27 protein-coding genes are annotated in these 22923 nt (G+C 71.3%); 6 read left to right on the top strand and 21 right to left on the bottom strand.

Annotation, left to right across the window (positions count from 1 at the left end):
- Positions 1 to 13 precede the first annotated feature (13 nt).
- The 7 genes from AOP78_RS00905 to AOP78_RS00875 all read right to left on the bottom strand — a co-directional run bounded on the left by AOP78_RS00905 (position 14) and on the right by AOP78_RS00875 (position 8070).
- Positions 14 to 1192: a hypothetical protein gene (locus tag AOP78_RS00905; protein WP_062200586.1), complete on the bottom strand. Its 1179-nt coding sequence runs from the start codon at positions 1190 to 1192 to the stop codon at positions 14 to 16.
- Complete coding sequence (menD, locus tag AOP78_RS00900) at positions 1189 to 2952, bottom strand: 2-succinyl-5-enolpyruvyl-6-hydroxy-3-cyclohexene-1-carboxylic-acid synthase (protein ID WP_062200584.1); 1764 nt, start codon at positions 2950 to 2952, stop codon at positions 1189 to 1191. Before menD ends, AOP78_RS00905 begins: the two co-directional genes overlap by 4 nt.
- Positions 2949 to 3836, bottom strand: a complete 888-nt coding sequence (locus AOP78_RS00895) for an o-succinylbenzoate synthase (RefSeq protein ID WP_083979639.1) — start codon at positions 3834 to 3836, stop codon at positions 2949 to 2951. Before AOP78_RS00895 ends, menD begins: the two co-directional genes overlap by 4 nt.
- A gap of 47 nt (positions 3837 to 3883) precedes the next feature.
- The gene (locus tag AOP78_RS00890; protein ID WP_062200581.1) at positions 3884 to 5320 is read right to left on the bottom strand and encodes a hypothetical protein; all 1437 of its coding nucleotides are present in this window, start codon (positions 5318 to 5320) and stop codon (positions 3884 to 3886) included.
- On the bottom strand, positions 5317 to 5868 hold the full coding sequence (locus AOP78_RS00885) for an RNA polymerase sigma factor (RefSeq protein WP_062200579.1): 552 nt from the start codon (positions 5866 to 5868) through the stop codon (positions 5317 to 5319). Before AOP78_RS00885 ends, AOP78_RS00890 begins: the two co-directional genes overlap by 4 nt.
- A gap of 112 nt (positions 5869 to 5980) precedes the next feature.
- Positions 5981 to 7525: a hypothetical protein gene (locus AOP78_RS00880; RefSeq protein WP_062200577.1), complete on the bottom strand. Its 1545-nt coding sequence runs from the start codon at positions 7523 to 7525 to the stop codon at positions 5981 to 5983.
- Positions 7522 to 8070 (bottom strand): sigma-70 family RNA polymerase sigma factor, encoded by a 549-nt coding sequence (locus tag AOP78_RS00875; RefSeq protein WP_160297578.1) that lies wholly within the window; start codon positions 8068 to 8070, stop codon positions 7522 to 7524. The genes AOP78_RS00880 and AOP78_RS00875 overlap by 4 nt, the downstream gene beginning before the upstream one ends.
- A gap of 84 nt (positions 8071 to 8154) precedes the next feature.
- Here AOP78_RS00875 and AOP78_RS00870 point away from each other — a divergent pair, with 84 nt between their 5' ends.
- The gene (locus AOP78_RS00870) at positions 8155 to 9084 is read left to right on the top strand and encodes a 1,4-dihydroxy-2-naphthoyl-CoA synthase (RefSeq protein ID WP_062200571.1); all 930 of its coding nucleotides are present in this window, start codon (positions 8155 to 8157) and stop codon (positions 9082 to 9084) included.
- A 339-nt stretch (positions 9085 to 9423) separates the two neighbouring features.
- Here AOP78_RS00870 and AOP78_RS00865 read toward each other — a convergent pair whose 3' ends face one another.
- Positions 9424 to 10485, bottom strand: a complete 1062-nt coding sequence (locus AOP78_RS00865) for a DUF3048 domain-containing protein (protein ID WP_083979635.1) — start codon at positions 10483 to 10485, stop codon at positions 9424 to 9426.
- A 43-nt stretch (positions 10486 to 10528) separates the two neighbouring features.
- Between AOP78_RS00865 and AOP78_RS00860 the strand changes: the two genes are divergently transcribed.
- Together AOP78_RS00860 and AOP78_RS00855 are read left to right on the top strand one after the other, a co-directional pair.
- Positions 10529 to 11632: an AMP-binding protein gene (locus AOP78_RS00860; protein ID WP_062200567.1), complete on the top strand. Its 1104-nt coding sequence runs from the start codon at positions 10529 to 10531 to the stop codon at positions 11630 to 11632.
- The gene (locus AOP78_RS00855; RefSeq protein ID WP_062200564.1) at positions 11629 to 12501 is read left to right on the top strand and encodes a 1,4-dihydroxy-2-naphthoate polyprenyltransferase; all 873 of its coding nucleotides are present in this window, start codon (positions 11629 to 11631) and stop codon (positions 12499 to 12501) included. The genes AOP78_RS00860 and AOP78_RS00855 overlap by 4 nt, the downstream gene beginning before the upstream one ends.
- A gap of 22 nt (positions 12502 to 12523) precedes the next feature.
- Here AOP78_RS00855 and AOP78_RS00850 read toward each other — a convergent pair whose 3' ends face one another.
- From AOP78_RS00850 to AOP78_RS00840, 3 genes are all read right to left on the bottom strand, one after another.
- Positions 12524 to 13315: a DUF2202 domain-containing protein gene (locus AOP78_RS00850; RefSeq protein ID WP_062200562.1), complete on the bottom strand. Its 792-nt coding sequence runs from the start codon at positions 13313 to 13315 to the stop codon at positions 12524 to 12526.
- Positions 13316 to 13406: 91 nt separating this feature from the next.
- Positions 13407 to 13751 carry a type II toxin-antitoxin system PemK/MazF family toxin gene (locus AOP78_RS00845; protein WP_062200559.1) on the bottom strand — a complete coding sequence of 115 codons (345 nt, stop codon included), beginning with the start codon at positions 13749 to 13751 and terminating at the stop codon, positions 13407 to 13409.
- Positions 13748 to 13981: a ribbon-helix-helix protein, CopG family gene (locus tag AOP78_RS00840; protein ID WP_152659345.1), complete on the bottom strand. Its 234-nt coding sequence runs from the start codon at positions 13979 to 13981 to the stop codon at positions 13748 to 13750. Before AOP78_RS00840 ends, AOP78_RS00845 begins: the two co-directional genes overlap by 4 nt.
- A 246-nt stretch (positions 13982 to 14227) precedes the next feature.
- Between AOP78_RS00840 and AOP78_RS15160 the strand changes: the two genes are divergently transcribed.
- On the top strand, positions 14228 to 14395 hold the full coding sequence (locus AOP78_RS15160) for a hypothetical protein (RefSeq protein ID WP_160297577.1): 168 nt from the start codon (positions 14228 to 14230) through the stop codon (positions 14393 to 14395).
- Here AOP78_RS15160 and AOP78_RS00835 read toward each other — a convergent pair.
- Positions 14392 to 14688 (bottom strand): DUF4229 domain-containing protein, encoded by a 297-nt coding sequence (locus AOP78_RS00835; RefSeq protein WP_062200556.1) that lies wholly within the window; start codon positions 14686 to 14688, stop codon positions 14392 to 14394. The two genes, AOP78_RS15160 and AOP78_RS00835, sit on opposite strands and share 4 nt — an antisense overlap.
- A gap of 37 nt (positions 14689 to 14725) precedes the next feature.
- On the opposite strand from AOP78_RS00835, the gene AOP78_RS00830 reads away from it, so the two are divergent.
- The gene (locus AOP78_RS00830) at positions 14726 to 15022 is read left to right on the top strand and encodes a PLD nuclease N-terminal domain-containing protein (RefSeq protein WP_062200554.1); all 297 of its coding nucleotides are present in this window, start codon (positions 14726 to 14728) and stop codon (positions 15020 to 15022) included.
- A gap of 11 nt (positions 15023 to 15033) precedes the next feature.
- Here the strand turns inward: AOP78_RS00830 and AOP78_RS00825 are convergent, their stop codons facing one another.
- The 7 genes from AOP78_RS00825 to AOP78_RS00795 form a co-directional block, all read right to left on the bottom strand.
- Positions 15034 to 16152 (bottom strand): glycosyltransferase family 4 protein, encoded by a 1119-nt coding sequence (locus tag AOP78_RS00825; protein WP_062200552.1) that lies wholly within the window; start codon positions 16150 to 16152, stop codon positions 15034 to 15036.
- Between the two features lie 55 nt (positions 16153 to 16207).
- Positions 16208 to 17302, bottom strand: coding sequence for a c-type cytochrome biogenesis protein CcsB (gene ccsB / locus AOP78_RS00820; RefSeq protein WP_062200549.1), 1095 nt, complete (start codon positions 17300 to 17302; stop codon positions 16208 to 16210).
- 1 nt (position 17303) lies between these two features.
- The gene (gene resB / locus AOP78_RS00815) at positions 17304 to 18953 is read right to left on the bottom strand and encodes a cytochrome c biogenesis protein ResB (protein ID WP_160297576.1); all 1650 of its coding nucleotides are present in this window, start codon (positions 18951 to 18953) and stop codon (positions 17304 to 17306) included.
- Between the two features lie 8 nt (positions 18954 to 18961).
- Positions 18962 to 19747, bottom strand: a complete 786-nt coding sequence (locus AOP78_RS00810) for a cytochrome c biogenesis CcdA family protein (RefSeq protein WP_062200544.1) — start codon at positions 19745 to 19747, stop codon at positions 18962 to 18964.
- Entirely contained in the window at positions 19744 to 20421 is a 678-nt protein-coding gene (locus AOP78_RS00805) for a TlpA family protein disulfide reductase (RefSeq protein ID WP_062200541.1), read from the bottom strand. Before AOP78_RS00805 ends, AOP78_RS00810 begins: the two co-directional genes overlap by 4 nt.
- Positions 20418 to 21038, bottom strand: coding sequence for a histidine phosphatase family protein (locus AOP78_RS00800; RefSeq protein WP_062200538.1), 621 nt, complete (start codon positions 21036 to 21038; stop codon positions 20418 to 20420). Before AOP78_RS00800 ends, AOP78_RS00805 begins: the two co-directional genes overlap by 4 nt.
- Before the next feature lie 79 nt (positions 21039 to 21117).
- A complete protein-coding gene (locus AOP78_RS00795; RefSeq protein WP_062200536.1) occupies positions 21118 to 21369 on the bottom strand; it encodes a glutaredoxin family protein in 252 nt (83 codons plus the stop codon).
- A 96-nt stretch (positions 21370 to 21465) separates the two neighbouring features.
- Here AOP78_RS00795 and AOP78_RS00790 point away from each other — a divergent pair, with 96 nt between their 5' ends.
- Positions 21466 to 22308, top strand: coding sequence for an HAD family hydrolase (locus AOP78_RS00790; protein ID WP_062200533.1), 843 nt, complete (start codon positions 21466 to 21468; stop codon positions 22306 to 22308).
- A 103-nt stretch (positions 22309 to 22411) separates the two neighbouring features.
- Here AOP78_RS00790 and AOP78_RS14675 read toward each other — a convergent pair whose 3' ends face one another.
- Positions 22412 to 22510 carry a 30S ribosomal protein bS22 gene (locus tag AOP78_RS14675; protein ID WP_005504750.1) on the bottom strand — a complete coding sequence of 33 codons (99 nt, stop codon included), beginning with the start codon at positions 22508 to 22510 and terminating at the stop codon, positions 22412 to 22414.
- 65 nt (positions 22511 to 22575) lie between these two features.
- Entirely contained in the window at positions 22576 to 22815 is a 240-nt protein-coding gene (locus AOP78_RS00785) for a helix-turn-helix domain-containing protein (RefSeq protein WP_062200530.1), read from the bottom strand.
- Positions 22816 to 22923 lie beyond the last annotated feature (108 nt).

Raw genomic sequence — 22923 nt, 5'->3', positions numbered from 1 at the left:
CGCCAACGTACTCCTACTCGAAGTACGCCGCGGCGGGAACCACCTGGGCGAAGCCCTGGTACCCGTCCGGTACCGAGGCCACGCCGGACAACTCCCCCGTGGACCGCACGAGTGAGACCGAGCCGGTGAGCCCGTCCTTGTCGGGCGACCACAGCACGAGCGTCGTACCGCTGAAGGCTCCGGCGGTCGCGTCGGCGGCCTCGGCGGGAAGCTCCCACTTGAGCGTCCCGTCGACCCCGTAGACGCTGCCGGCGACCAGCACGCGCGTCCCGGACGCGGCGAGCGCGAGGTGCCCGGACGATGCGAGGGTCGCCGCCTGCGCGTAGGTTCCGGTGGTCGCCTCGAGCGCCCAGACGGTCGTGTCGGAGTCGGCGCACACGACGATCGCCTGGCGGCCGTCCTCCCACGCGGACGGCTCGCAGTCGGTCCCGCCGAGGGGGGCGCCGAGCGACGAGTCCGCGGCGCCGGCCGCGGAGGCGACCACGTCGACGGGGGACTCGCCGACGGCGGTGAGCACGGTCGCGCCGTCGGCGCTCGAGACCGGGCTGCGGCGGTCCGCGGCGTCCGCGACGTCGTCCACGTCCCCGGTCAAGGTGTCGACGGCTCTGATGGTGCGCTCGCCCTCGGGTCCGGACAGCACGAAGACCTGCTCGACCGAGCCGTCGGCGGGGATCGCGATCTCGGGGTCCTCCCACCCGGTCCCGAACGAGGTCTTCGTGCCGTCGACGATGATCACCTCGTACAGCTCCGTGGTCGCCGGGTCGTAGACCACGGCCTGGGCAGTCGCGAGCCAGCCGAGGAGCTCCGATCCCTCCGGCAGCGACGCCGCCTGGTAGATACCGCCCGCGGGGTCGATCGCCATGAGCGTGACCGCGTCCGCGTCGTCGACGGCGGTCGCGAGGGCCCAGCCCTCGCCGACGGCCTCGAGCGCCTGGTAGTCGAGTTGGTCCGTGTCCATCCCGACGTCCTCGGTAGCGGACGGATCGGAGGACGCGGGAGACGATGCGCTCGCCGACGCGTCGTCCGAGGCGGTCGCCGACGCCGAGGTAACCGCGGCATCGTCCTTGACTCCCGCATCGTCCGCGCCCTCGTTGAGGTAGGGCAGCGTGAGCGCGAGCAGCGCCGCGACGATCGCGACGCTCAGCACGGCCGTCAGCCCGCCCCAGAAGCGGGGTCCGCGGATCGGCCTCACCGGGCCTCGCCCGGTGACGGGACCTGCGGGATCTCGCCCGTCGCCTCGGCGTCGTGCCCCGTCGACTCGGCCGTCGGGTCGACCGGCGCGGGCGCGAGCCGCGCCTCGACGATCTCGATCCCCGACGGGGGCGACGCGAGCGCGCGCGCCAATCCGGAGGCATCGTCCACGACCACATGCCGCGCCCCGTAGGCGGCCGCGAGCGGACCGATCTGGACTCCATGCGGCGTCGTGAAGACGCGCTCGACCACGTCCGGGTCGGCCCCGGCGTGCTCGAGGCGACCGAAGATCGTGCCACCGCCGTCGTTCGCGACGACGATGCGCAGGTCGGGGCGGCGCTCGCGCGGGCCGACGAGCAGCCCGCCGACGTCGTGCAGGAACGTCACGTCGCCCATGTACGCGGTCGCAGGGCCGCGTGCCGCGAGCGCGACACCGACCGCGGTCGACACCGTGCCGTCGATGCCCGCGAGGCCGCGGTTCGCGATCAGGGCGGGCGCGGAGCCCGCCTCCCACGCGGGGGCGACGCGGTCGAGCGCACGGATCGGCCCCGACGAGCCGACGACGCACACAGCGTCAGGCCCGAGCGAGGCGACGACCTCGGCGGCGACCCTGTCGGCGCCCCATCCGGAGACCGTGGGCGCGGGGGCGGCCCTCCAGTAGTCGAGCCACGCGTCGTCCGGCTCGCCGGCGTCGGCGGCGCGCTCGAACCACTCGTCGGGGACCTTGCCGACGACCTTCTTCGCGTGCCGCGGCGCCTCGCGCCAGCGCGCGCCGTGCCCCGCGACGCGCAGATCCTTCGCGGTGCCGATGATCCTCTGCACCTCGCGGGTGAGCGTCGGACGCCCGACCACGATCACGATCGAGGCCTCCCCCGACACCGTCCGGCCCCGCTCGGAGCGCAGGAAGTCGACGTAGCCGGGGATCGCGCACTCTCCCGTGCGCGCGCCCGAGGTGGGCTCCGCGAGCAGCGGCCAACGGTGGGTCTCGGCGAGCCTCCTCGCGTCGTCGCCGGCGCCGTCGCCCGCGATCACGACCCCGCGCTTCCTGTCGGGAAGGTGGGCGGGCCCGGACCCCTTGAGCGCCTCCATGAGGCCCATCGACCTGCGACGCATCCGCACCACGGGCTCGCGCTTGACGATCGGCCACGCTCCCCCGTCGTCCTGGAGCGGCGCGCGGAACTCGAGGTTGAGGTGCACGGGCCCCATGCAGGGCACGCTGTCATGCTCGTCGTCGGCGCCGATCGCGGCGTCGACCGCCCGCGCGGCGAGGCGGGCGGCCCTCCCCTCGCCCTCGTGCGGGGTCGGCGCGGCGGACTCCGCGGACCAGCGCACGAACGAGGCGAACAGCCCCGTCTGATCCGTCGTCTGGTTGGCTCCCACGCCCTTGAGCTCGCCGGGCCGGTCGGCCGTGAGCAGCAGCAGCGGGACGCCCGAGTGGTGGGCCTCCATCACGGCGGGCAGCAGGTTGCCGACCGCGGTGCCCGACGTCGTGACGATCGCGACAGGGCGGGGATCGCCCGCGGCAATGTGGGCGCGCGCGATGCCGAGGGCAAGGAAGGCCGCGGCGCGCTCGTCGATGCGGACGTGAAGCTCGATCTTGGGCGCGAGCGTCGGGCGATCAGGGCCGGCCGCGGCCGCGAGCGCGTGCGCGATGGGGCCCGAACGCGAGCCCGGGCACAGCACGTAATCGCGGACGCCGTGCACGGCGAGCGAGGCGATGAGCTCGCGGGCGAAGGCCGCTGACGGCTGCGTCGTGCTCACGCGATCACCTCCATGTGACGCATGCGCATTGTCCCACTCTCGGGAACGAGAGGCACGGCGACGGTGTCCCTCGCGAGCAGCGCGCTGGTCCCGAGCCCGCATGCGTACGGCAGGTCGGGGACCGCGAGCGCGAGCGCGAGCCCCGCGGCGAGGCCGACCGAGGACTCCATCGCGCTCGAGACGACGATCGGCACGTCCCAGCGGTCCACGACGTCGAGGCAAGCTCGCACGCCGCCCATGGGGGCCGCCTTCAGGATGAGGATGTCGGCGGCGCCAAGGCGCATCACCTCGTCGGCGTCGCCGGGGATGCGGACGGACTCGTCGGCGGCGACCAGGACACTCGTGCGCCGCCGCACCTCGGCGAGCTCCGCTGCGGTGCGGCACGGCTGCTCGACGTACTCGAGCCCCTCGCCCCCGCCGGCCTTCGCGGCGGCGTGGAGCTCAATCAGGGACCTCACCGCGGTGTCGACATCCCACGCGCCGTTCGCGTCGACCCGCACCCTGCCCTCGGGCCCGAGCGCGCGGGCCACCGCCTCGACGCGCCGCACGTCGTCCTTGAGCCCGCCCGTGCCCGCGACCTTCACCTTGGCCGTGGTGCAGCCGTTCGCGACCGCGAGCTGGGCGGCGCGGCCGGCTGGCAGCTCAGGGACGATGCTGTTGACCGGCACGCTGTCGCGCACCGGTTCCGGCCACAGGCCGTGGGCCGCCTCCATCGCGGCCTCCCACCAGCGGTTCGCCCTGTCGGGCGTGTAGTCGGGGAACGGCGAGTACTCGCCCCATGCGTCCGTTCCGTCGGGCGCCGTGCCACGGATCAGCACCCCCGAGCGCTCCGTCACCCCTCGAAAGCGGGTGGACAGCGGCACGCGGAACGGGCGGAACTCCATGCGCACACTCTAGGGGTGAGCGCGTGTCCGGAAGATGTCCGCGCGGCTCAACCGACGGGGTAGACGTACGCCTCCTCGTCGACCCCGGCCTCCGCGAACGGCAGGTCGACAGCGCGGTAGACGCCGTCCGTGCCGACCGCGCCGACGTTCGCCACCGCGGGCTCCCCGCCTGTCGTCGTGCTGAACCACACGACGCCGCCGCCACCACCGCTCGACTGAGCGCCGGGAGCCACGGAGATCTCCACGTCCCCGCTTGGACGGTGCCACGTGGCGACGGTGTCGTCGGACTCGAAGGCCGGGCTCTCCACATAGCCGTCCCCGAGCGCCGCCGTCGCCGTGATCCCCGAGGGTGCCGGAAGGTCCTCCACCTCGGACACCTCCCCCGTCGCCGCATCGAGGCATCCGATCGCCTGCGACAGCACCACGAGGAAGCAGTCGTGGACACCGCCCGCCGCCACCCGCTGATACTCGGACTCGCCGAGCACCATCGACACGTCCTCGAGCGTGTACACCACCTGTCCACGCGTCACCAGCAGGGAGGCATCGCCGAGCCAGACGGTAACGCCACCGTTGACCGTGCCGACGTTCCCGCCGAGTGCGGAGTCGTCGGCGGACCACGGCACCCACGCATCGTCGACGCCCCAGCCCGCCGCTCCGTCCCCCACCGTGAGGGAGATCGCGATCGGAGTCCCGTCGGCAGACCCCCAGACCATCCATGTCTCCGAGGACGTCCAGAGGATCGCGCTGACGTCCACCTTGTCATCGAGCGGGAACACCCACGTCTCCCCCGATTCAAAGTCGAGCCAGAGCAGGGCGCTTCCCGTGTCGCCAGAGAGGGGCACCATCACCTGAGGAGCCTCGGACGACGATGCGACCTCGCCCACGTACAGGCCGCCGCCGAGACCCACCTCGTCGGCCAGCGCACCGAGGTCGGCCACCTCGACCGCACTCCCGTCGGGCGCGGCCAGCAGCAGCACCGAGGAGGTCTCATCGGTGATGATCTTGTCCTCGATGAAGGCCCAGCCTTCGCCGTAGCCGTCGAGGTCCTCGGCGGCGACGGGCTCGAGCTCGGGTCCCTGGTCGAAGCCTTCGAGTCCGAGCTCGTCGACCTGCTCGTTGCTCCAGGTGGCGAACTCGACAGTCCCGCCTCCAACGACGTCCATGACCACGGGTTCCCCCTCGAGCGAGGGGTCGCCCAGGCTGAGCACGTCACCGTCGGCGGACGCAGAGACGGTGGGCGTCGGCGAGGTCGACTCGGCGACCCCCGCGGGCCCGGCGTCGCGCGACCCGCCCGAGGCAAGCGCGACACCGGTCGCGCCGATCACCAGCACGCCCGCGAGCGCCGCGGCCGCCGTGCCCATCGTGCGACGCCGGCGCCCGGCACCGATCCGACTGCGGATCTCGGCACGTTCGGCGCCGTCCGCCGAGGAACCGTGCCCGGCGGCGTCGCTCGCGCCTCGCAGCATGTCGTGGAACTCGTTCATCGCGCGCCTCCGATCTTGACGTCGACCTTCTCGACGGCCGCCGCGTCGGCGACCTCCCGCGTGACGAGCCCCGAGGCGACCAGCGCCGCGAGTCCGTCGGACGTGTACCGCTTGACCGCGCCGTCGCTGATGCCGAGCGCGTGCGCCGTGTCGGCGACGGACTGATCGGCGAGGTGCCGCATCACCACGCACGCCCGCTCCCGCGGACTGAGCGTCGCGAGCGCGGCGACCACCGCATCGTCCATACCGACCGACTCCTCGGGCCCGGGCGCGAAGCGCGGCGCGAGCGCCGCCGCCCGGTCCTCACGGCCCACGCGCCTGAGCCAGCTGCGGCGCGCGTCCACATGCCTGGACGCGATCGCGCGCAGGACGTAGGAGTACGCGTGGTCGAACGAGTCGAAGCGGCGCTTCTTGGAGAACACGGACACGATCGCGTCGTGCACCAGGTCCTCCGCGTCCTGGCGCGAGCCGGACACGAGCGTCGCGTAGCCCACGAGCGACTCATAGCGATGCTCGAGCAGGTGCTCGAGCGCTGGGTCGTCCTTCATCAATCCCCCTTGGCAGCCTTTCTACCTGATTCACGGCACAGGGGGCCGGGACGGTTGGGGTGCCGCGCGAGGGCCCCGTCGACCCCCTTTTCGCCGACGGGGCCCGCGCGCCTCAGCCGACCACGATGATCGAGGTGCTGATCGACTCATCGTCGGGGTCGAGACCGAGATCGATCTCGTGCCACACGCCGTCCTCGCCGATCACCGCGACGTACGGGCCGAAGTCGAGGGTGCCGATCCATGCGGTGGTGCCGGTGCTGTCGGCCCAGGTGTAGTCGCCGGAATCGGGTACGTCGATCTCGACGTCCCCGTCGGGACGATGCCAGATGGCGGTGGTCGTGCCGTCGTAGACGTACGGCAGCTCGACGTAGCCGTCGCCGAGCGGCGCCGACTCGCCTCCGAGCGCCGCGCGCTTGCTGACCCCCGTCATCTCGGCGCGCTCCCCCGTTGCCGGGTCCACGGCGTAGGGCTGCTTGCCCTCCATCACCACGACGTCGCCGTCCGCGGTTGTCCCGATCACCCTGCACTGCACGCCCGTGTCCTCGGCGGGGCACACCTCGGTGAGGGAACCGTCATCGTTCACGGCGAACCAGCCGATGGCGTCCGCTCCGCCGAGCCAGAGCGCTACACCGGGAACAGAGTAGGAGCTGCCCGGCAGCTCGGCATCGTCGTTGCCGGCGAGCTGGTCCTCCGAGTTCTCGATCTGGTCCACCCACATGCCATCGGTGCTCCAGGAGCCGTCGGGAGCGATCGCGAGCATCACGTTGCTGGCGATCTCGCCTGCGTCGAGCTCCTCATCGCTAGGAGCGTTGGTCTCCCACACGAGCCACCGCTCGCCATCCCACGCGATCGTGTCCCACTTGGCACCCATCCACATCTCGGAGTCCGGGCCCGTGTAGAGCACGGGTGCGTCCGTGTACTGAGCGAGGATCGTCGTGTCACCCGACTCCATGTCCCACAGCAGCAGGGCATAGTTGCCATCGAGGTCGTCGAACCCGAGCAGGGCCCGTCCATCCTCCGGATCCACCGAGATGGTCGCGCTGGGGCCGCCGACGCCGAGCCCGAGCTCATCACTGAGCGCCTGCATGTCCACCACCTCCTGCGAGGTCCCGTCGGGGAGGACCACATAGAGACGGGACCACTCCTTCTCGAAGAGGTCGCCCTCCTCGTCCTTGCTGGCACGCACCAGTGCACCGCTGTCCGCAAGCGCGTCAAGCGTCTCGGCGTCGATCGGATCGAGGCTCGGCCCAGCGACGGGGGCGACGCTCATCATGGAGCCCGCATCGGCTTCCGAGCTCGCCGAGAACTCCACGGTGCCGCCCGCCACGAGCGGCACCTCGACCGGACCGTCGTAGTCGTCGTAGACGACCTCGGCGGGGCTCGGGCTCGCGGAAGCGGACGCCTCGGCCGACGCGGATGCGAGCGACGACTCCGACACCGCTGGCTCGGCCACATCAGACACTCCTTGCGCCACGGCGACCGTCGCGACACCGAGGAGTCCGACCGCTGCGACCGAGGCGAGCGCCGTCCCGACGGCCCTCTTCCGGCGCCCACGCCCGACGCGCTGCTGGAGGCCCTCGCGGGCCTCATCATCGAGAAGGATCCCCGCCGACTCCGCCGCGTGGACCTTACCCAAGGCCTCATGGATCTCGCTCATCGTCGTCCTCCCGTCCGCACGCTGCTCGTCTCTCGTTCGACGCCCGCCGCGTCGTCTCCCACCAGTCCCGTGGCGGCGAGCGCCGCGAGGCCGTCGGACGTGTACCGCTTGACGGCGCCGTCGCTGATGCCGAGCGCCCGCGCGGTGTCGGCGACCGACTGATCCGCGAGGTGACGCAGCACCACGCATGCGCGCTCCCGCGGGCCAAGGGCCGCGAGCGCGGCCATGATCGCGTCATTGTCAGCGACAGCCGTCTCGGGCCCCTGGACCACCGCAGCATCCCGGAACGCGGTCGCCGCCTCGCGCCCGATCCGGCGGCTCCGCCTCCGCACCGCATCGACGTGCCGCGAGGCGATCGCACGCAGGACGTAGGCATGCGCATGCTCGAGCGAGTCGAACCGGCGTCGCTTGGAGAAGACGGCGACGATCGCGTCGTGCGCGAGATCCTCGGCATCGTCGCGCGTTCCCCCGACGAGCCTCGCGTAGCCCACGAGCGACGCGTAACGATGCTCGAGCAGCTGCGCGAGCACTGGGTCGTCCTTCATCCATCCCCCTCGGGTGCGTTTGTACCCCATCCACGCCACCGGGTGCCATATCGGTTGGGGTGGGCTCGCGACTACCCTGGCGACATGAGCGAGATCCCCACCCAGGTGTCGGACCTGATGGACCCGAGTCAGTGGCGCGCGATCGACGGCTTCCCGGACTCGGACATCACGTACCACCGGTGGGTATCGCGGACCGAGGACGGAGAGAAGGACCTGCCGGCCGTCCGCATCGCGTTCAACCGCCCCGAGGTGCGCAACGCGTTCCGCCCGCAGACCGTCGACGAGCTCTACCACGCGATCGACCACGCGCGCCAGACCGTGGACGTCGCGGCGATCATCCTCACGGGCAACGGGCCCGCGGATGACGGCGTGCACGCGTTCTGCTCGGGCGGCGATCAGCGGATCCGCGGCAAGGACGGCTACCTGTACGAGGGCACGGCTCAGGACGCTCCGGCCTACGGCGGCCGCCTGCACATCCTCGAGGTTCAGCGCCTCATGCGTAACTCCCCCAAGGTGACGATCGCGGCGGTCAACGGCTGGGCGGCCGGCGGCGGTCACAGCCTGCACGTCGTGGCCGACCTGTCGATCGCGTCCAAGGAGCACGCGCGCTTCAAGCAGACCGATGCGAACGTGGGCTCCTTCGACGCGGGCTACGGCTCAGCCCTGCTGGCGCGTCAGGTCGGAGACAAGCGCGCGCGGGAGATCTTCTTCCTCGCGCGCGAGTACTCGGCCACGGACGCGGAGGCCTGGGGCGCGGTCAACGAGGCCGTGCCGCACGAGTCGCTCGAAAGCAAGGCCCTCGAGTACGCCGCGCAGATCGCCACGAAGTCCCCGCAGGCGATCCGCATGCTCAAGTTCGCGTTCAACCTCGCGGACGACGGCCTCGCGGGCCAGCAGGTCTTCGCGGGCGAGGCGACCCGCATGGCCTACATGACCGACGAGGCTCAGGAAGGCCGCGACGCGTTCCTCGAGCACCGCGCGCCCGACTGGACGCGCTTCCCCTATGCGTACTGACCCGTACGCGTCCTGACGCTGGCCGACACTGGCTCACCCGCCAGATGCAGCGACCTCTCAGAACCGACACTCACTCACCCGCTTGCAGCGACCGCTCCGTGAGTCAGCTCTCGGCACGTCGGCGGCGTCCCGCGCGCACGGTGAGCACTTCCTGACACGCGGCGGACGCCCCGCACGGCGTGTCTCGCGCGACACGCCGCAGCGTCCCGGCGCGATGTGTCAGAAAGTGTCCGCGCGTGTACAGCGACGCCCCGATCCGACCCATCGGACCGCGCCCGACATGAAGAAGCGGGCGCCCGGGCCGACGCCCGCGCACCCGCTTCGCGCGAGCCTTGAGTGCTAGGAGACCGTGACCGACCCGGACACGGGGATGAGCTCGAACCACGTCTGACCGGGCGCGAGCTCGACGGCCTCGCCGTCGGTGGTCGTCATCTCGATCGGGTCGGTCATCTCGTCCTTGGACCATTCGATGTCCACGACCTTGTCGCCCGAGATGAGCTGCCCCTCGCCGGAGTAGCCCGCGAGCAGCGTCTCGGGCACGCCCGACCCGCCGCCGTCGTGGTTCGTGACGATCTTGACGCGCAGCACGACGACGTTGGTCGCCGAGATCTGGGTGCCGTCGGTGGTGACGTGCTTGACGCCGAACTCCGAGCGCATCCACAGCCCGGTGGACTTGTCGTAGTCCCAGCTCGGGTGCGCCCAGCCGGACATGATGATCGCGATGTTCGAGATCTTCGTGCCCTCGGTCTGCGCGGTGGACTCGTCGACGTCGACGGCCCAGTCCCACTGCTGCGGCGGCGTGGTCGTGTCGCCCGCCTGCTCGAGGAACTTCGACAGGTAGCCGTGGAGGTTGTGCGGGGCGACCTTGTCGGAGGTGCGGTAGAAGCCGTAGTCGCCGCGGTCCTGCGTGATCTGGACGATGCCGGCGGCGGCGTTCTGGTTGATGAACCCGTTCTGTGCGCCGGAGAACACGAGCGGGCCGAGGTAGGAGCCCATGATGTTCTTGTCCATGGGGCGCATCGATCGGATCGGGCCGACGGATTCGGGCATCTGCGAGTGGAAGATCGCGACCAGGCGCGAGATGCCGGCCTCGACGTACTCCTCGTAGACGACGTCGGCGTACTCGAGGTTCTCCTGCGGGCGCGCGTCGATCGAGTTCTCGATCTTGATCGCGAGCGCGGGGTTCGCCATCTCCTCCTCGGTGGCGTCGGTCGCGTCGAGCCCGGTGAGCGGCCAGACGACCTCCGGGTAGGGGTCCTCGGGCGCGGCGGGCGCCGAGGCGCGCGCTCCCTCGGACTCGTAGCTCGCGGTCACCGCCGGCGAGCTCTCGACGGATGGTGCGCACGCCGCGAGGAGGAGCGCGACTGCGGCCATCGCGGCAGCGCCGCCCTTCATCCTCATGCTGGTCACCTCGTCAGCATAGGTGCCGCCTAGGCTGAGCCAGGTGAACTACGCGCCGCTGTCCTCAGGTCCGGCCGATGCGCTGGCAGCCGCGCTGTCGGGCGCGGCGACCGGCATCGCGGCCCCGACGTCGGGCTCGACCGGTGAGCCTCGCCAGGTCCTGATCTCCGGTGCGGCCCTGCGCGCGGGCGCGGAGGCGACCGACCGGCGCCTGGGCGGACCCGGCGACTGGCTGCTCGCGATGCCGACCACGCGGATCGCGGGCGCGATGGTGCTCGCGCGCGCGGCGCTGTCAGGCTCCCGCGTGGTCGCGCTGGACCCGGGGCCGTTCACGGCTGAGGGCTTCGCGCGCGGCGTCGACGCGCTGGTCGCGTCCGGCGGCTCGCGCCGGTACGTCTCGCTCGTGCCCACCCAGCTGGGTCGCCTGCTCGACGACCCCGTCGGCCGCGCCGCCTTGGACGCCTTCGACGCGGTCCTCATCGGCGGGGCCGCGCTGCACAGGGACGATGCGCCCGGCACCATCGTGCGGACGTACGGGATGACGGAGACGTCGGGCGGGTGCGTCTACGACGGAGTCCCGCTGGACATCGCGCGCGTCGCGATCGATGACGAGGGCCACGTCCTGCTCGCAGGCCCGATGCTCGCCGACGGATATGCGGACAATGCGGGACTCCCCGTGCGAGACCCGGCCGACTGGGTGACGCGCGAGGGCGAGACGTGGCTGCGCACGCGCGACCTCGGCATCGTCCATGACGGCGTCCTCGCCGTCCTCGGCCGCGCCGACGACGTCATCATCAGCGGGGGCGTCAACGTGCACCCGCTGCGCGTCGAGCGCGCGCTGCTCGCGCTCCCGTTCGTGGACGATGCGGTGGTCGCCGGGGTGCCCGACGCGGAGTGGGGCTCGAGGGTGGGCGCGGTGGTCGTCCTTTCGCCCGGCGCGAAGGCGCCGTCACTGGCGGAATGGCGCGATGCGCTCGGCCGTTCTCGGGACGACGCCCCTGTGCTGCACGATGACGGCGCGCGCCTGAGCGCGCCCGAGCTGCCGCGGCAGGTGGTCGCCGTCGAGTCCCTCCCCCGGCTCGACAGTGGGAAGATCGACAGGATGCAGGCACGACGCCTGCTCGAGTCCTCGAACGGAGACGCATGACCACGACGATGCAGGACTGGGTCGCCGGCGCGCGGCCGCGCACGCTGTGGACCGCGATCACGCCGGTCGCTGTGGGCACCGCGAGCGCGATCGCCGTGGACGGGTTCCGGCTGCTCATCGCGATCCTGGCGCTGGGCGTCGCGCTGTCGCTCCAGATCGCGTCGAACTTCGCGAACGACTACTCGGACGGCGTGCGCGGCACGGACATGGACCGTGTCGGCCCGGACCGCCTCGTCGCGACGGGCAAGGCGACGCCGTCCGCGGTCAAGCGCGCGGCGTTCCTCATGTTCGGCGTCGGAGCGCTGCTGGGCCTGTGGCTCACGGCCGTCGCGGGCCAGTGGTGGTGGCTGATCGTGGGCGCGATCGCGATCGTCGCGGCGTGGACCTACACGGGCTCGTCGAAGCCGTACGGCTATGACGGCTGGGGCGAGGTCTCTGTCTTCGTGTTCTTCGGCCTCGTGGCGGTGCTCGGCACGATGGTCGCGCAGGCCGGTCAGATCACGTGGTGGGCGGTCGTGGCGGCGGCCGGCGTCGGCTTCTCCTCGGTGGCGATGCTCATGATCAACAACATCCGGGACCTCGAGACCGACGCGCTCACCGGCAAGCGCACCCTTGCGGTGAAGCTCGGCCCCCAGCGGGCGCGGCACATGTTCCTGGGGATCATGATGGCGCCGCTGCTGTGCGCGCTGCTCGTGTCCTTCGCGCACCCGTGGGCGCTGCTCGCGACCATCACGGCGCTGCCGTCGCTCCTCATCGGGCTCGCCGTGCGCGGCCCGTTCGAGGGCCGCGCGCTCGCGCCGATCTTCCTCGCGACCTCCGCCGTGGGGCTGGCCTACGGCATCCTGCTCGCGGTCGGCATCGCGATCTAGCGACGACGGTCGCCTCAGTCCGTCACTCGCCGAGGATCTCCGCCAGCGCATCGTCGCTCAGCACCTGCGCCTCGTAGTCGACGCCCGCGGCATCGAGGTTGCGCACGAAGGCGATGAGGTGGTGCTCGCTCGCCGACTCGAGGTGGTCGAACAGCAGGCTCACTGACTCCTCATCGGTCGCGCGCGCCTGGAGATCGGAGATGTCCGTCTCCTCGACGAGCGCGCCGACCGCGAGCGCATCCTCCTCGGACTTCAGCCCTTGCGCAAGCAGGGTGTCATAGAGGTCCTGAAGGTCCGCATCGGCGAACTCCCCCTCGTCCATCCCGTCGGTCGGGTCGGTGAGGTCGTACGCGTCGAGGAGCGAGCGCACCGCCTCGGTGTGCTGGGTCTCGGCCCGCGCTACACCCACGAAGACCCGCTGGTCCCACTCGTCGCCGAGCGCGACGTACAGGTCGTGCGCGAGCTTCTCCTCCTCGACCATGTACGCGAGCGACGCGGCATCCGTGTCGCTGATGTCGTCGTCGACGAGGTCGAGCACGACGGAGTCGTCGAAGGCGCCGCCCATCATGGTGCCGCCCATCATGCCGCCGTAGCCGCCCATCATGCCCATGCCACCGCGGCCTCCGCCGGTGCCGTCGTCATCAGAGTCGTCGGCCCAGCCGCGCCCCATCATCCCGTAGCCGTCGTCTGCGTCGGCGACCGTCGCATCGTCCTGGGTGCTGGTGCCGACCGAGCTCGCGGCCCAAGCCGTGACGGGCGCGAGCACCAGGCTCGTGCCACCGATGATGGCCGCGGCGAGAATCTTCCTGTCCATGGCGTCCTCCAAGGTTCGCTATGACCTCAGGAGACCAGCGCCGCCCGATGCGCTCGAAGGCGTTCCGGTGAAGATTCGATGAAGATGGCGCTCAGAGACCCAGATAGACCCTGATCGCCTGGTCCACCTGCATGTTGAGCTCCTCGTCGATCTGCCCGACGTGCGCGAGCAGCCGGGCCGTCGACACGGTCCGGATCTGCTCCGCCTGCACCTTCGAGTCGCGCGGCAGACCCGACCGCTCCGCGGGAAGCAGCACCTGGAAGCCGAACACCTTCGCGACGTTGGTCGTGAGCGGAGCGACCGTCACGGTGCCGCCATCGGCGAGCGCGCGGCGGATCAGCGCATCACGCCCGACGAGCACCACTGGACGGACCTTGTTCGCCTCACGCCCCTGCGCGGGCTCGAGGTCGGCGGTCCAGATCGCGCCGCGACTCACAGTCCGTCACCGGCGACGGACTCCCACTCGTCGGCCTGTCCGCTCTCGCGCCATTCGCGCTGCGCCTCGATGAACTGAGCCTCAACAATGCTCTCGGCGCGCTCGGCCTGCACCGCCGCCACGTAGAGGTGGATCGCCTCCGACCGGCTTCGCGCGCGGCCCTCGGCGACGTCTGCATCGATCAGCGCGAGGTCCTCGGCCGTGAGGGACACGCTCAGCTTCACGCTCATGCACGCGATGCTACCTCGGTGCTACCGCCGGTGCCACCTTGCTGCGATGCTCTCGCGCCAGAACAGGGGGGGTCGAGCCTGCCCACGAGGCTTCGCCTCGTCGCGAATTCGCCCGATTTCGAGCGCCTTCTCCGGTACGCCCCTGTGACGTTGGCCACGGCTGCCCGCAGGTCCCGGGACGTCGATCCTCGACAGCTGTACCTTAAGCGTGCGCCACGGACGGCGCGCTGAGGGGAAAGGTGCACCATGACGGGCACAGACACGATGACAAGGGCTGCCGCCGAGACTGAGGACGTGGCCACGCCGACCGCGGACACGGTCCTGACCGTGACGGCACGCACGCTCGCGGCGCTCGGCGGACTCGCCATGGCGGCGGGCATGATCACCGCGATCGCGACGCTCGCGTCGAGCTAGTCGTCGTCCGCGTCGCCGTCGTCGGCGACCCGGTCGCTCTCCGGTGCCGTGTCAGCCTCGGCGTCCTCCTCGGCATCGAGGTCCCGCAGGCCCTTCTCTGAGCGGCTCACCCAGCCGTCCATCTGGGTCTGCGCGGAGGACCGCATGCGAGGCAGCGCGACGTAGCCGATCACCCAGGCGATGACGACGGCCATGACGAGCGTGACGATGTCGAGCACGTCCAGAAGCCAGAGGACGGCCACCACTGCGAGGAAGATTCCGGTGCGGGCGGCCCAGTAGGAGAGGACCTTCATGCGGCCACACGATACCGGGATCTAGACTGTCCTTCTCATGCGTTATCTTCCGTACCTCGCTGCGTTGGCGCTGGCGGTCTACTGCGTCGTGGACATCGCCCAGCACGCCGACCCGCGCCCGTACCGCGTCCCGAAGTGGGCCTGGTACCTGATCGTGGTGCTGGTGCCGTTCCTCGGCGCGGCCGCGTGGTTCTTCATGAGGTTCGTGGACCCGTTCGAGGACACCCCGCGATCGCGCAACGACGGCCCGATCGCGCCGGACGACGACCCCGACTACCTGCGCTGGCTCGAGCAGCAGGAGCGCCGCCGCAAGCGCGAGAAGGGCACGAGCTAGGACCCAGACCGTCAGCCCTCGTACAGTCGCAGCGCGGCCGCGAGCGCGACGGGCGCGTCGAAGTCCCTCACCCGCACCTGCTGGCGCGTGTGGATCTCGGCCCTGCGCGCATCGTCCCCGATGAGGTCCGTCAGCACCGCCGCGAACGAGTCGGCGTCGCGCGGGTCGACGAGCACCGCATCGTCCTTGAGCACCGACCGGTAGCCCGGGTTGTCGCCCCCGACCACGACGCCGGCCCCGGCGGCCATCGCCTCGATGAGGACGATGCCGAAGCTCTCGCCTCCCGTCGCGGGGAAGCACGCGATGTCGGCGTCGGCGTAGAACTGCGCCTTGTCCTCCTCGGCGACGAAGCCTTCAAGGGCGACGATGTCGGCGAGGCCGCGCTCGGCGACGAGTCGCTCCACCGCGGGCAGCAGCGGGCCCTTGCCGCCCATGCGGACGCGGATCCGCGAGCGCGCGCCCTCGGGCAGCGCGGCGACCGCCTCGACGAGCTCGGGCGCGCCCTTGCGGTCCACGAAGCGGCCCAGGAAGGACACGGTGAGGGGGCGGCCTTGGGGAGAGGGACGATGCGCGGGCGCCTGGGCGCGAAACGCGTCCACGTCCACGAGGCACGGAGCGAGCGCGCAGTCGATGCCGAAGGCCTGCCTCGCGAAGGCGACCGCGGGCTCGGACACGGCGGCGAAGGAGTCGAACAGCGCGAGGTTGCTGCGCAGCACGCGGCCGAGCGCTGCCGTCCCGAGCTCGCTCACGCGGCCGTCGGGAAGGATGTGGAACGTGCCGACGATGCGGACGTCGCGTCCCAGCACGCGCCTCGCCTCCCGCACGACGCGGCCCGCGAAGAACGGCGAATGCGGCATCTGCACGTGGATCACATCGGGACGGGTGGCCAGGAGCCATGCGCGCAGCCGCGTGCGGGATGCCGGTCTCGGGGTGCGAAGCCCGTTGCCGTTGAACGTGACCGCGATGTTGCCGGTCAGCGACACCGACGGCAGATCGTCGCGCACGTCGCCCGAGCACGCGTAGACGACATCGTGGCCCGCGTCGACCAGCGCCGAGCCGAGCGCCGTCACGTACTGCTGGACGCCGTCAGGCCTGGCGATGGAGTCATCCAGGACGAACGCGATCTTCACGCGATGAGCCTAGCGGCGCGCGCAAGGCGAGCCGCGACCGCGGCCATCGTGCGCGTCAGGACGCGTAGGTGTGCAGCCCCTGGAAGAACAGGTTGACGATCGTGAAGTTCGCGATGAGCGCCGCGAACGCCCACACCGAGATCCACGCGCTGCGGCGGCCGAGCCAGCCCGACGTCGTGCGCGCGTGGAGATACGCGGCGTAGAGCACCCAGATCACGAATGACCAGATCTCCTTGGGGTCCCAGCCCCAGTAGCGACCCCACGCGTGCTCGGCCCAGATCGCCCCGGCCATGACCGTGAAGGTCCACAGCACGAAGCCCACGGCGTTGAGGCGGAAGGCGACGGTCTCGAGCTTCTGGGCACTCGGCACGGCCTCGAACCAGCGCGCGCGCTGCGCGGCCCGGACGACGACGTTGCGCGCCTTGGTCCCGACGCGCTTCAGGGCGCCGCCGGTGACCTCGCGCTCGCCGTCCGCGCGCTCGTACTGGAGCAGCTGCAGGACGGTCGCGGCGAAGGCGACGACGAAGACGCCGGTGGAGATGATCGCGATCGACACGTGGATCACGAGCCAGAAGCTCTGGAGGGCGGGGCGCAGGCCGTCGGCGGCCGAGTACAGCACGGTCATCGCGAGGCCGAGGGTGAGAGTCGAGAAGCCCGTCACCGCCGCGCCGAGGTAGGAGATGTCGCGGCGCGACTGGACGAACGCGAACACCGCTACCGCGGTGAACGAGCCCGTGATCGTGTAGCCGTACATGTTCGACCATGGGACGTGGTCGGCCTCGAAGAAACGCGCCGTGAGCCCCACGGCGTGCAGCACGATCCCGAGGTACATCGCGGCGCGCGCGGCGCCGAGCGCGCGATCCGCGGCGGAGCGCGGGGGCGCGTCGTCCTCGCCGTCGTCGACCACGAACGATGTGGCGCCCGACGCCATCGCGGCGACCGCTGCATCGTCCACGGGCGCGGCGGCGCCTGCGGCGACGCTCACCTTCTCGCGCGCGGGGGCCTCAGCGACGACGGCATCGTCGCCGGCACGCGCGCGGACGCGCTCATCGGCGACACGGGACAGGCGGATCGACCACGCGACCATCGCGACGGCGTACAGCGCCGCGGCGGCCCACAGGGTGACGATCGAAAGGAGCTGCGGGGACATCTCATTCCTTCTCGACGCGCCGCGAGCGACCGGTGGCCGCATCGAGGACTCGACGCATCTGTTCAGCGGCCCCGGCGTCATGGGCGGGTGCCATCGTGGCCGCTCGCACCACTGTAACCGGCGTGCCGTCGTCCGTGACCCCTTCGACGCCCTCGCTCGCGAGCGGCGCGACGAGCCACAGCCTGCGCCGGGGCGCGAAGAGGCTGCCCGCGAGCCCCACGAGCGCGCCGATGGCGAACGCGAGGAGCCACGGCAGCGTCGGGTCGGTGCGCAGGTCGAACGCGGCGTAGCGCGACGTGTCGTTCCACGTGAAGGTGCCGAGCCCGTCGGGGAGCTCGACGCTCTCACCCGGGCTGAGCGCGACCGTCCACACCGCATCGTCCTCGTCCCTCATCGGGCTCAGCTGGGACTCGTCGAGGACGTAGACGTTCTGCGGGACTCCGGTGTCGAGGCCCAGGTCGCCCGTGTAGCCGCGGACGATGAGGACGGGGTTGAGCAGGTCGGGATGCACCGACACGAGCTCGCCGTCGCTCTCGGTCGCGCTCGGCAGCAGCGTCGCGACGAAGCCGAGCTGATCGCCCGACGTCACGTCGGGGACCTTCACGACCCCGGTCGAGGTGTAGACCCCGTCCTGCGGCAGGAAGGGCACCGCGTCGGAGAACGCGACGTTGCCGTCGGAGTCCGTCACCGTGATGTCGGGCGCGTAGCCGTTGCCCTGGAGGTAGATCTTGCCGCCGTCGACCTGGAGCGGGCGGTTCACCTGGATCGTCGTGCTGAACGCGTCGTCGCCGGGCTCCTGGAACGTCACGTGCGCCGTGAAGTCCTCGGGCATGCCGTCGTCGGCGAAGGTCGCGTCGAGCTCGTCGAGCGTGAGGGTGAACGGGTCCAGCTCGTCCTCATCGAAGAGGTTTCCCGAGCTGAACGAGTCGTAGTCGACCACGGCGTTCGTGAACGACCCGCCCTCGACGATGATCGCCTGGCCGCGGTAGGTGAGCAGCCCGCCGACCGCCATCGACGCGAGGATGCCGACGAGCGACAGGTGGAACAGCAGGTTGCCCGCCTCGCGCAGGCTCTCGTTGCTCGCGGACAGCGCGAGCTCGCGGCCGCCGTCGCGGGTGTCGCGCTCGTCGACGCGCACGCGCCAGCCCGTGATCGCGACGATGCGGGAAGGGATCGCGATCCCGAGCACCCGCTGGTCGCGCAGCCCGGCCGCCGCCGTGTCCAGGGCGAGGCGCGCATCGTCCGTCTCCGCCTCGTCCTTGTCCTCGTAGCGGTCCAGGCGCGACGGCGCGGGCGACAGGGGCGTGCGCAGATTGCGCCAGTAGACGCCGATGCGCGGCAGGATGCAGCCGATCAGGGACGCGAACAGCAGGATGTAGATCGCGGTGAACCACGCCGACCCGAACACGTCCAGGAAGCCCATCGCGTCGAGCGCGCGCCCCCACCAGCCGTAGCTCGCGACGAACTCGTTCGCGGCGGTCGCGTTCGACGGGTACTGCGGCAGGATCGAGCCGGGGATGGACGCGAGCGCGAGCAGCAGCAGCAGGATGAGCGCGACGCGCATCGAGGTGATCTGACGCCAGATCCAGCGGGCCCAGCCCCTGAGGCCCAGCCGGGGCGCGTCGGCGACCGCGTAGTTGTCGAGCTTCATGCGCGCCATCAGATCGCCACCCAGTAGCCGTCGATCCAGCCCTGAAGGACGCCGGTGAAGCGGTCCCACAGGCCGGTCACGAGCGCGACGCCCAGGATGATCAGCAGTCCGCCGCCGACGCGCATGAGCGCGAGCCGGTGGCGCCTCAGCCAGCCGAGCACGCGGCCCGACCGCTCGAACCACGCCGCGAGCAGGATGAACGGCAGGCCCAGCCCCAGGCAGTACGCGAACGCGAGGATCGCGCCCTGCGCGACCGAGCCCTCGTTGAGGCCGAGCGTGAGGACCGCCGACAGGGTCGGGCCGATGCACGGGGTCCAGCCGAGCCCGAACGCCGCACCCAGCAGGGGCGCGCCCGCGAGCCCCGCGCGCGGGCTGACGTGCACGCGCCGCTCGGCCTGCAGGAACGGCATCGCGCCCATGAACGCGAAGCCCAGGACGATGATGAGCACCCCGAGCACTCGCGTGACGATGTCGAGCCGCGCCTGGAACTGCGCGCCCGCGGAGGACACGAGCAGCCCGAGCACGACGAACACGACCGAGAAGCCGAGGACGAACAGCAGCGCGCCGAGGATCAGCCGCGGACGGGTCGCCTTGGCCCGCGTGCTCGCGCCGACGCCGGCGCCCGCCATGCCCGACACGTAGCCGAGGTAGCCGGGCACGAGGGGGACGACGCACGGCGACGCGAAGCTCACGAGGCCCGCGAGCATCGCGACGGGGATGCCGACGAGCAGCGAGCCCGTCAGCACGGTGTTGGCGAAGTCGCCGCCGAGCGACGCGGGGACGAGAGCGATCACGCGGAGCCGACCGCCGCATCGTCCGTGGCCGAGTCCGACCCGGCCTCAGCATCGTCCGCGGCCGTCGGCGCGGCCGTGGCCGTGGCCGCCTCGCCGAGGTCGACCGTCACGCCGCTCACGGCGGCGGCGTCCTCGACGAGCGAGCGCAGCGTCGACTCCTCGATCCGCCCGACCGCACGCGCGTAGAGGTTGCCGTCGGGGTCGATCACGAGCGTGGTCGGCACGGCGTTGATCGAGACGACGCCCTGGAGCTGGGCCATGGCGGAGCCGTCGGAGTCGTCGATGCTCGGGTACGCGATGCCGAAGGTGCGCTCGAAGGCCTGCGCGGTCTCGGCGCCGTCGCGCGAGTTGACGCCGACGAGCTGCACGCCGTCCTCGGCGTCGAGCGCCGCGAGCTCCGAGGCCTCCGCGCGGCACGGCGGGCACGAGGCGTACCAGGCGTTGACCACGACGACCTCGCCCGCCCAGTCGGCGGTGTCGACCGCGGTGCCGTCGAACGCGGTGCCGGTGAGCGCCAGAGCGTCCCGCTCGGCCTCGCCGAAGACGGTCACCGTTCCGTCGCCGCTGACGTAGCCGGGCGACTGCGCCGCGTCCTCGGGCGCGCAGGCCGTCAGGGAGATGATGATCGCGATGAGGATCGCCGCGGCGATGATGAGGCGGGAACCACGCTTCACCGAGGCACCTCGATGTGCGCGGCGGGCTCGCGATAGTCCAGGCTCACCGGCTCGCCGTCCTCGAAGCTGAAGGACGTGAGCGACGCCAGGCCGCAGATGCGCTTGCGTGGGTCGTGGATGAGCGAGCGGTGCTCGAACGTCGAGCGCGCGACCCAGATCGGGAGCTGGTGGCTGACCATGATCGTCTCGCCCTCGGGCGTCGCGACCGCGGCGTCGCGCAGCGCGGACCACATGCGCGCGGACTGCTCCTTGTACGGCTCGCCCCACGACGGGCGCAGCGGGTTGCGCAGCATCCACAGCGCGCGCGGGTTCAGCAGGTCCTTGGGGCCGCTCGGCAACGGGCCGCCCGCGAAGTCGTTGCCCGCCTCGATGATGCGTGGCTCCGTGTCGATGCCGAGCCCGAACGCCTCGGCGATCGGCCCCGCGGTCTCCTGCGCGCGCTGCAGCGGCGACGCGACGACCCTCCGGATGTCGACCTTCCGGGCGACGAGGTCGTCCGCGACGGCCTGCGCCATCGCGCGACCCGCCTCGGACAGGCGGAACCCTGGCAGGCGCCCGTAGAGCACCTTGTCGGGGTTGTGGACGTGGCCGTGGCGCAGGAGATGGACGACAGGCATGCGGCTATTCTCCCCCGGCGCCGCGCGCCCGCGGTACCGCGTGCCGCGCGCGCCGCCGTGCGACCTCGGTCCCAGCCGCCTATCGCGTCCCGTGCGAGTCGAGCGCGGCGCCGAGCAGGGTCGGGTCGATGCGCCAGAACGCGACCGTCTCGCCGTCCACGGTCACGACCGGCACCTCGTCGCCGAAGCGCTCCTTGAGCTCAGGATCGCCGTCGATGTCGACCTCGGTCCACAGGACCCCGCGGCCCGAGCAGACCGCATCGACGACGCCGCGGCCCTCCTCGCACAGATGGCACCCGTGGCGGCTGTACAGGACGACGCGCTCTGTCATGCCGACAGAATATGTTCATCTTCCACGCCCGTGCCTTCTCTCACTTCCTGGAGGGGTCTGCGAGGGGCGTCGCGCGCCCCTCGCTAGAGTGGACGGGTGACTGCCGGTCATCCCACCCCCGACCCCGGCACGCGGATCGCGGCGTTCTTCGACGTCGACAACACGATCATCCGCGGTGCCAGCGCGTTCCATCTGGCGCGCGGGCTCAAGCAGCGCGGGTTCTTCACCAACCGCGAGCTCGCGCGGTTCGCGTGGGAGCAGTTCAAGTACAACGTCCTCGGGGAGTCGAAGGAGCAGATGCGCTCCGTGCGCGACGAGGCGCTGTCGATCATCCGCGGCTGGTCCGTCGCGGAGATGAGCGCGATCGGCGAGGAGGTCTACGACGAGGTCCTCGCGCTTCGCGTCTTCCCCGGCACCAAGGCGATCATCGACGAGCACCGCGCGCAGGGCCACGAGGTCTGGCTCATCACCGCGACACCGATCGAGATCGGCCGCCTGATCGCGCAGCGCCTCGGCGTCACCGGGGCGCTCGGCACGGTGGCCCAGCACAAGGGCGGCTACTACACCGGCGCCCTCGAGGGCTCGTTCATGCACGGCAAGGCGAAGGCCGAGGCGATCGCGAACCTCGCCGCCGAGCGTGATCTGAACCTCGACGGCTGCTTCGCCTACGGCGACTCGATGAACGACGTCCACATGCTCGGCGCGGTCGGCCGCCCCTGCGCGATCAACCCCGACCGCAAGCTGCGCGTCCACGCGCGGCGCCATCACTGGCCGATCAAGGACTTCAGGGGCCGCAACGCCCAAGGACGCCGCAGCATCGTCCGCGCGTCCTTCACGGGCTCCGTGTGGGTCGTGATGCTGGTGCTCCGCGGCCTCAAGCGCGCGGCGTTCGCGCCGTTCAGGCGCGGCGACGCCGGTGCGACGTCGGAAGGCGACTGAGCCCCGCGACGACGAGCGGTGCCGAGAACGGCAGAAAGCCCGCCCCACGCAAGGTGGAGCGGGCTTTCGCACGTCGTCTGGCCGCTCACGGCGGCTGGCACGACTACTTCTTGTTACGGCGCTGGTGGCGCGTCTTACGAAGAAGCTTGCGGTGCTTCTTCTTCGACATGCGCTTGCGGCGCTTCTTGATGACGGAACCCATGGGTCCCTCCCTCGAGATCGACTAACTGACAGGCGTCCTGCGCGCAGGACGCGACAGACAGCGACCTAGCCTACCGCGCCTGCGGACCTGCCGTCATCTTCCGTGGTAATACCGCCGGTGAGCTCGGCCTGCTTGAGGAACTCGTCGACCGCGGCCTGCGGCACACGGAACGATCGTCCGAAGCGGACGGCCGGCATATCTCCCGCGTGAACCCAGCGGTAGACGGTCATGCGCGACACCCTGAGGAGGTCGGCGACCTCGGCAACGGTCAGAAACGTCGTCCGCGGGGCGTTCTCGTCGGGCATGTCGCGCTTTCTCCTTCAGCTCATCCGGAGCGGATATCGGCCGAATGCTCCTCCTACTGTAGGGGCTGGTGTGACAGTTGTGAAGAATGAAGAAAGTGCCGATAGTGG

It is taken from the genome of Demequina salsinemoris, assembly GCF_000974805.1.
GTDB classification, from domain to species: Bacteria; Actinomycetota; Actinomycetes; order Actinomycetales; family Demequinaceae; genus Demequina; species Demequina salsinemoris.
The sequence above is the reverse complement of the archived record's forward strand: the minus strand, read 5'-3'. Positions and strand labels throughout refer to the sequence as shown.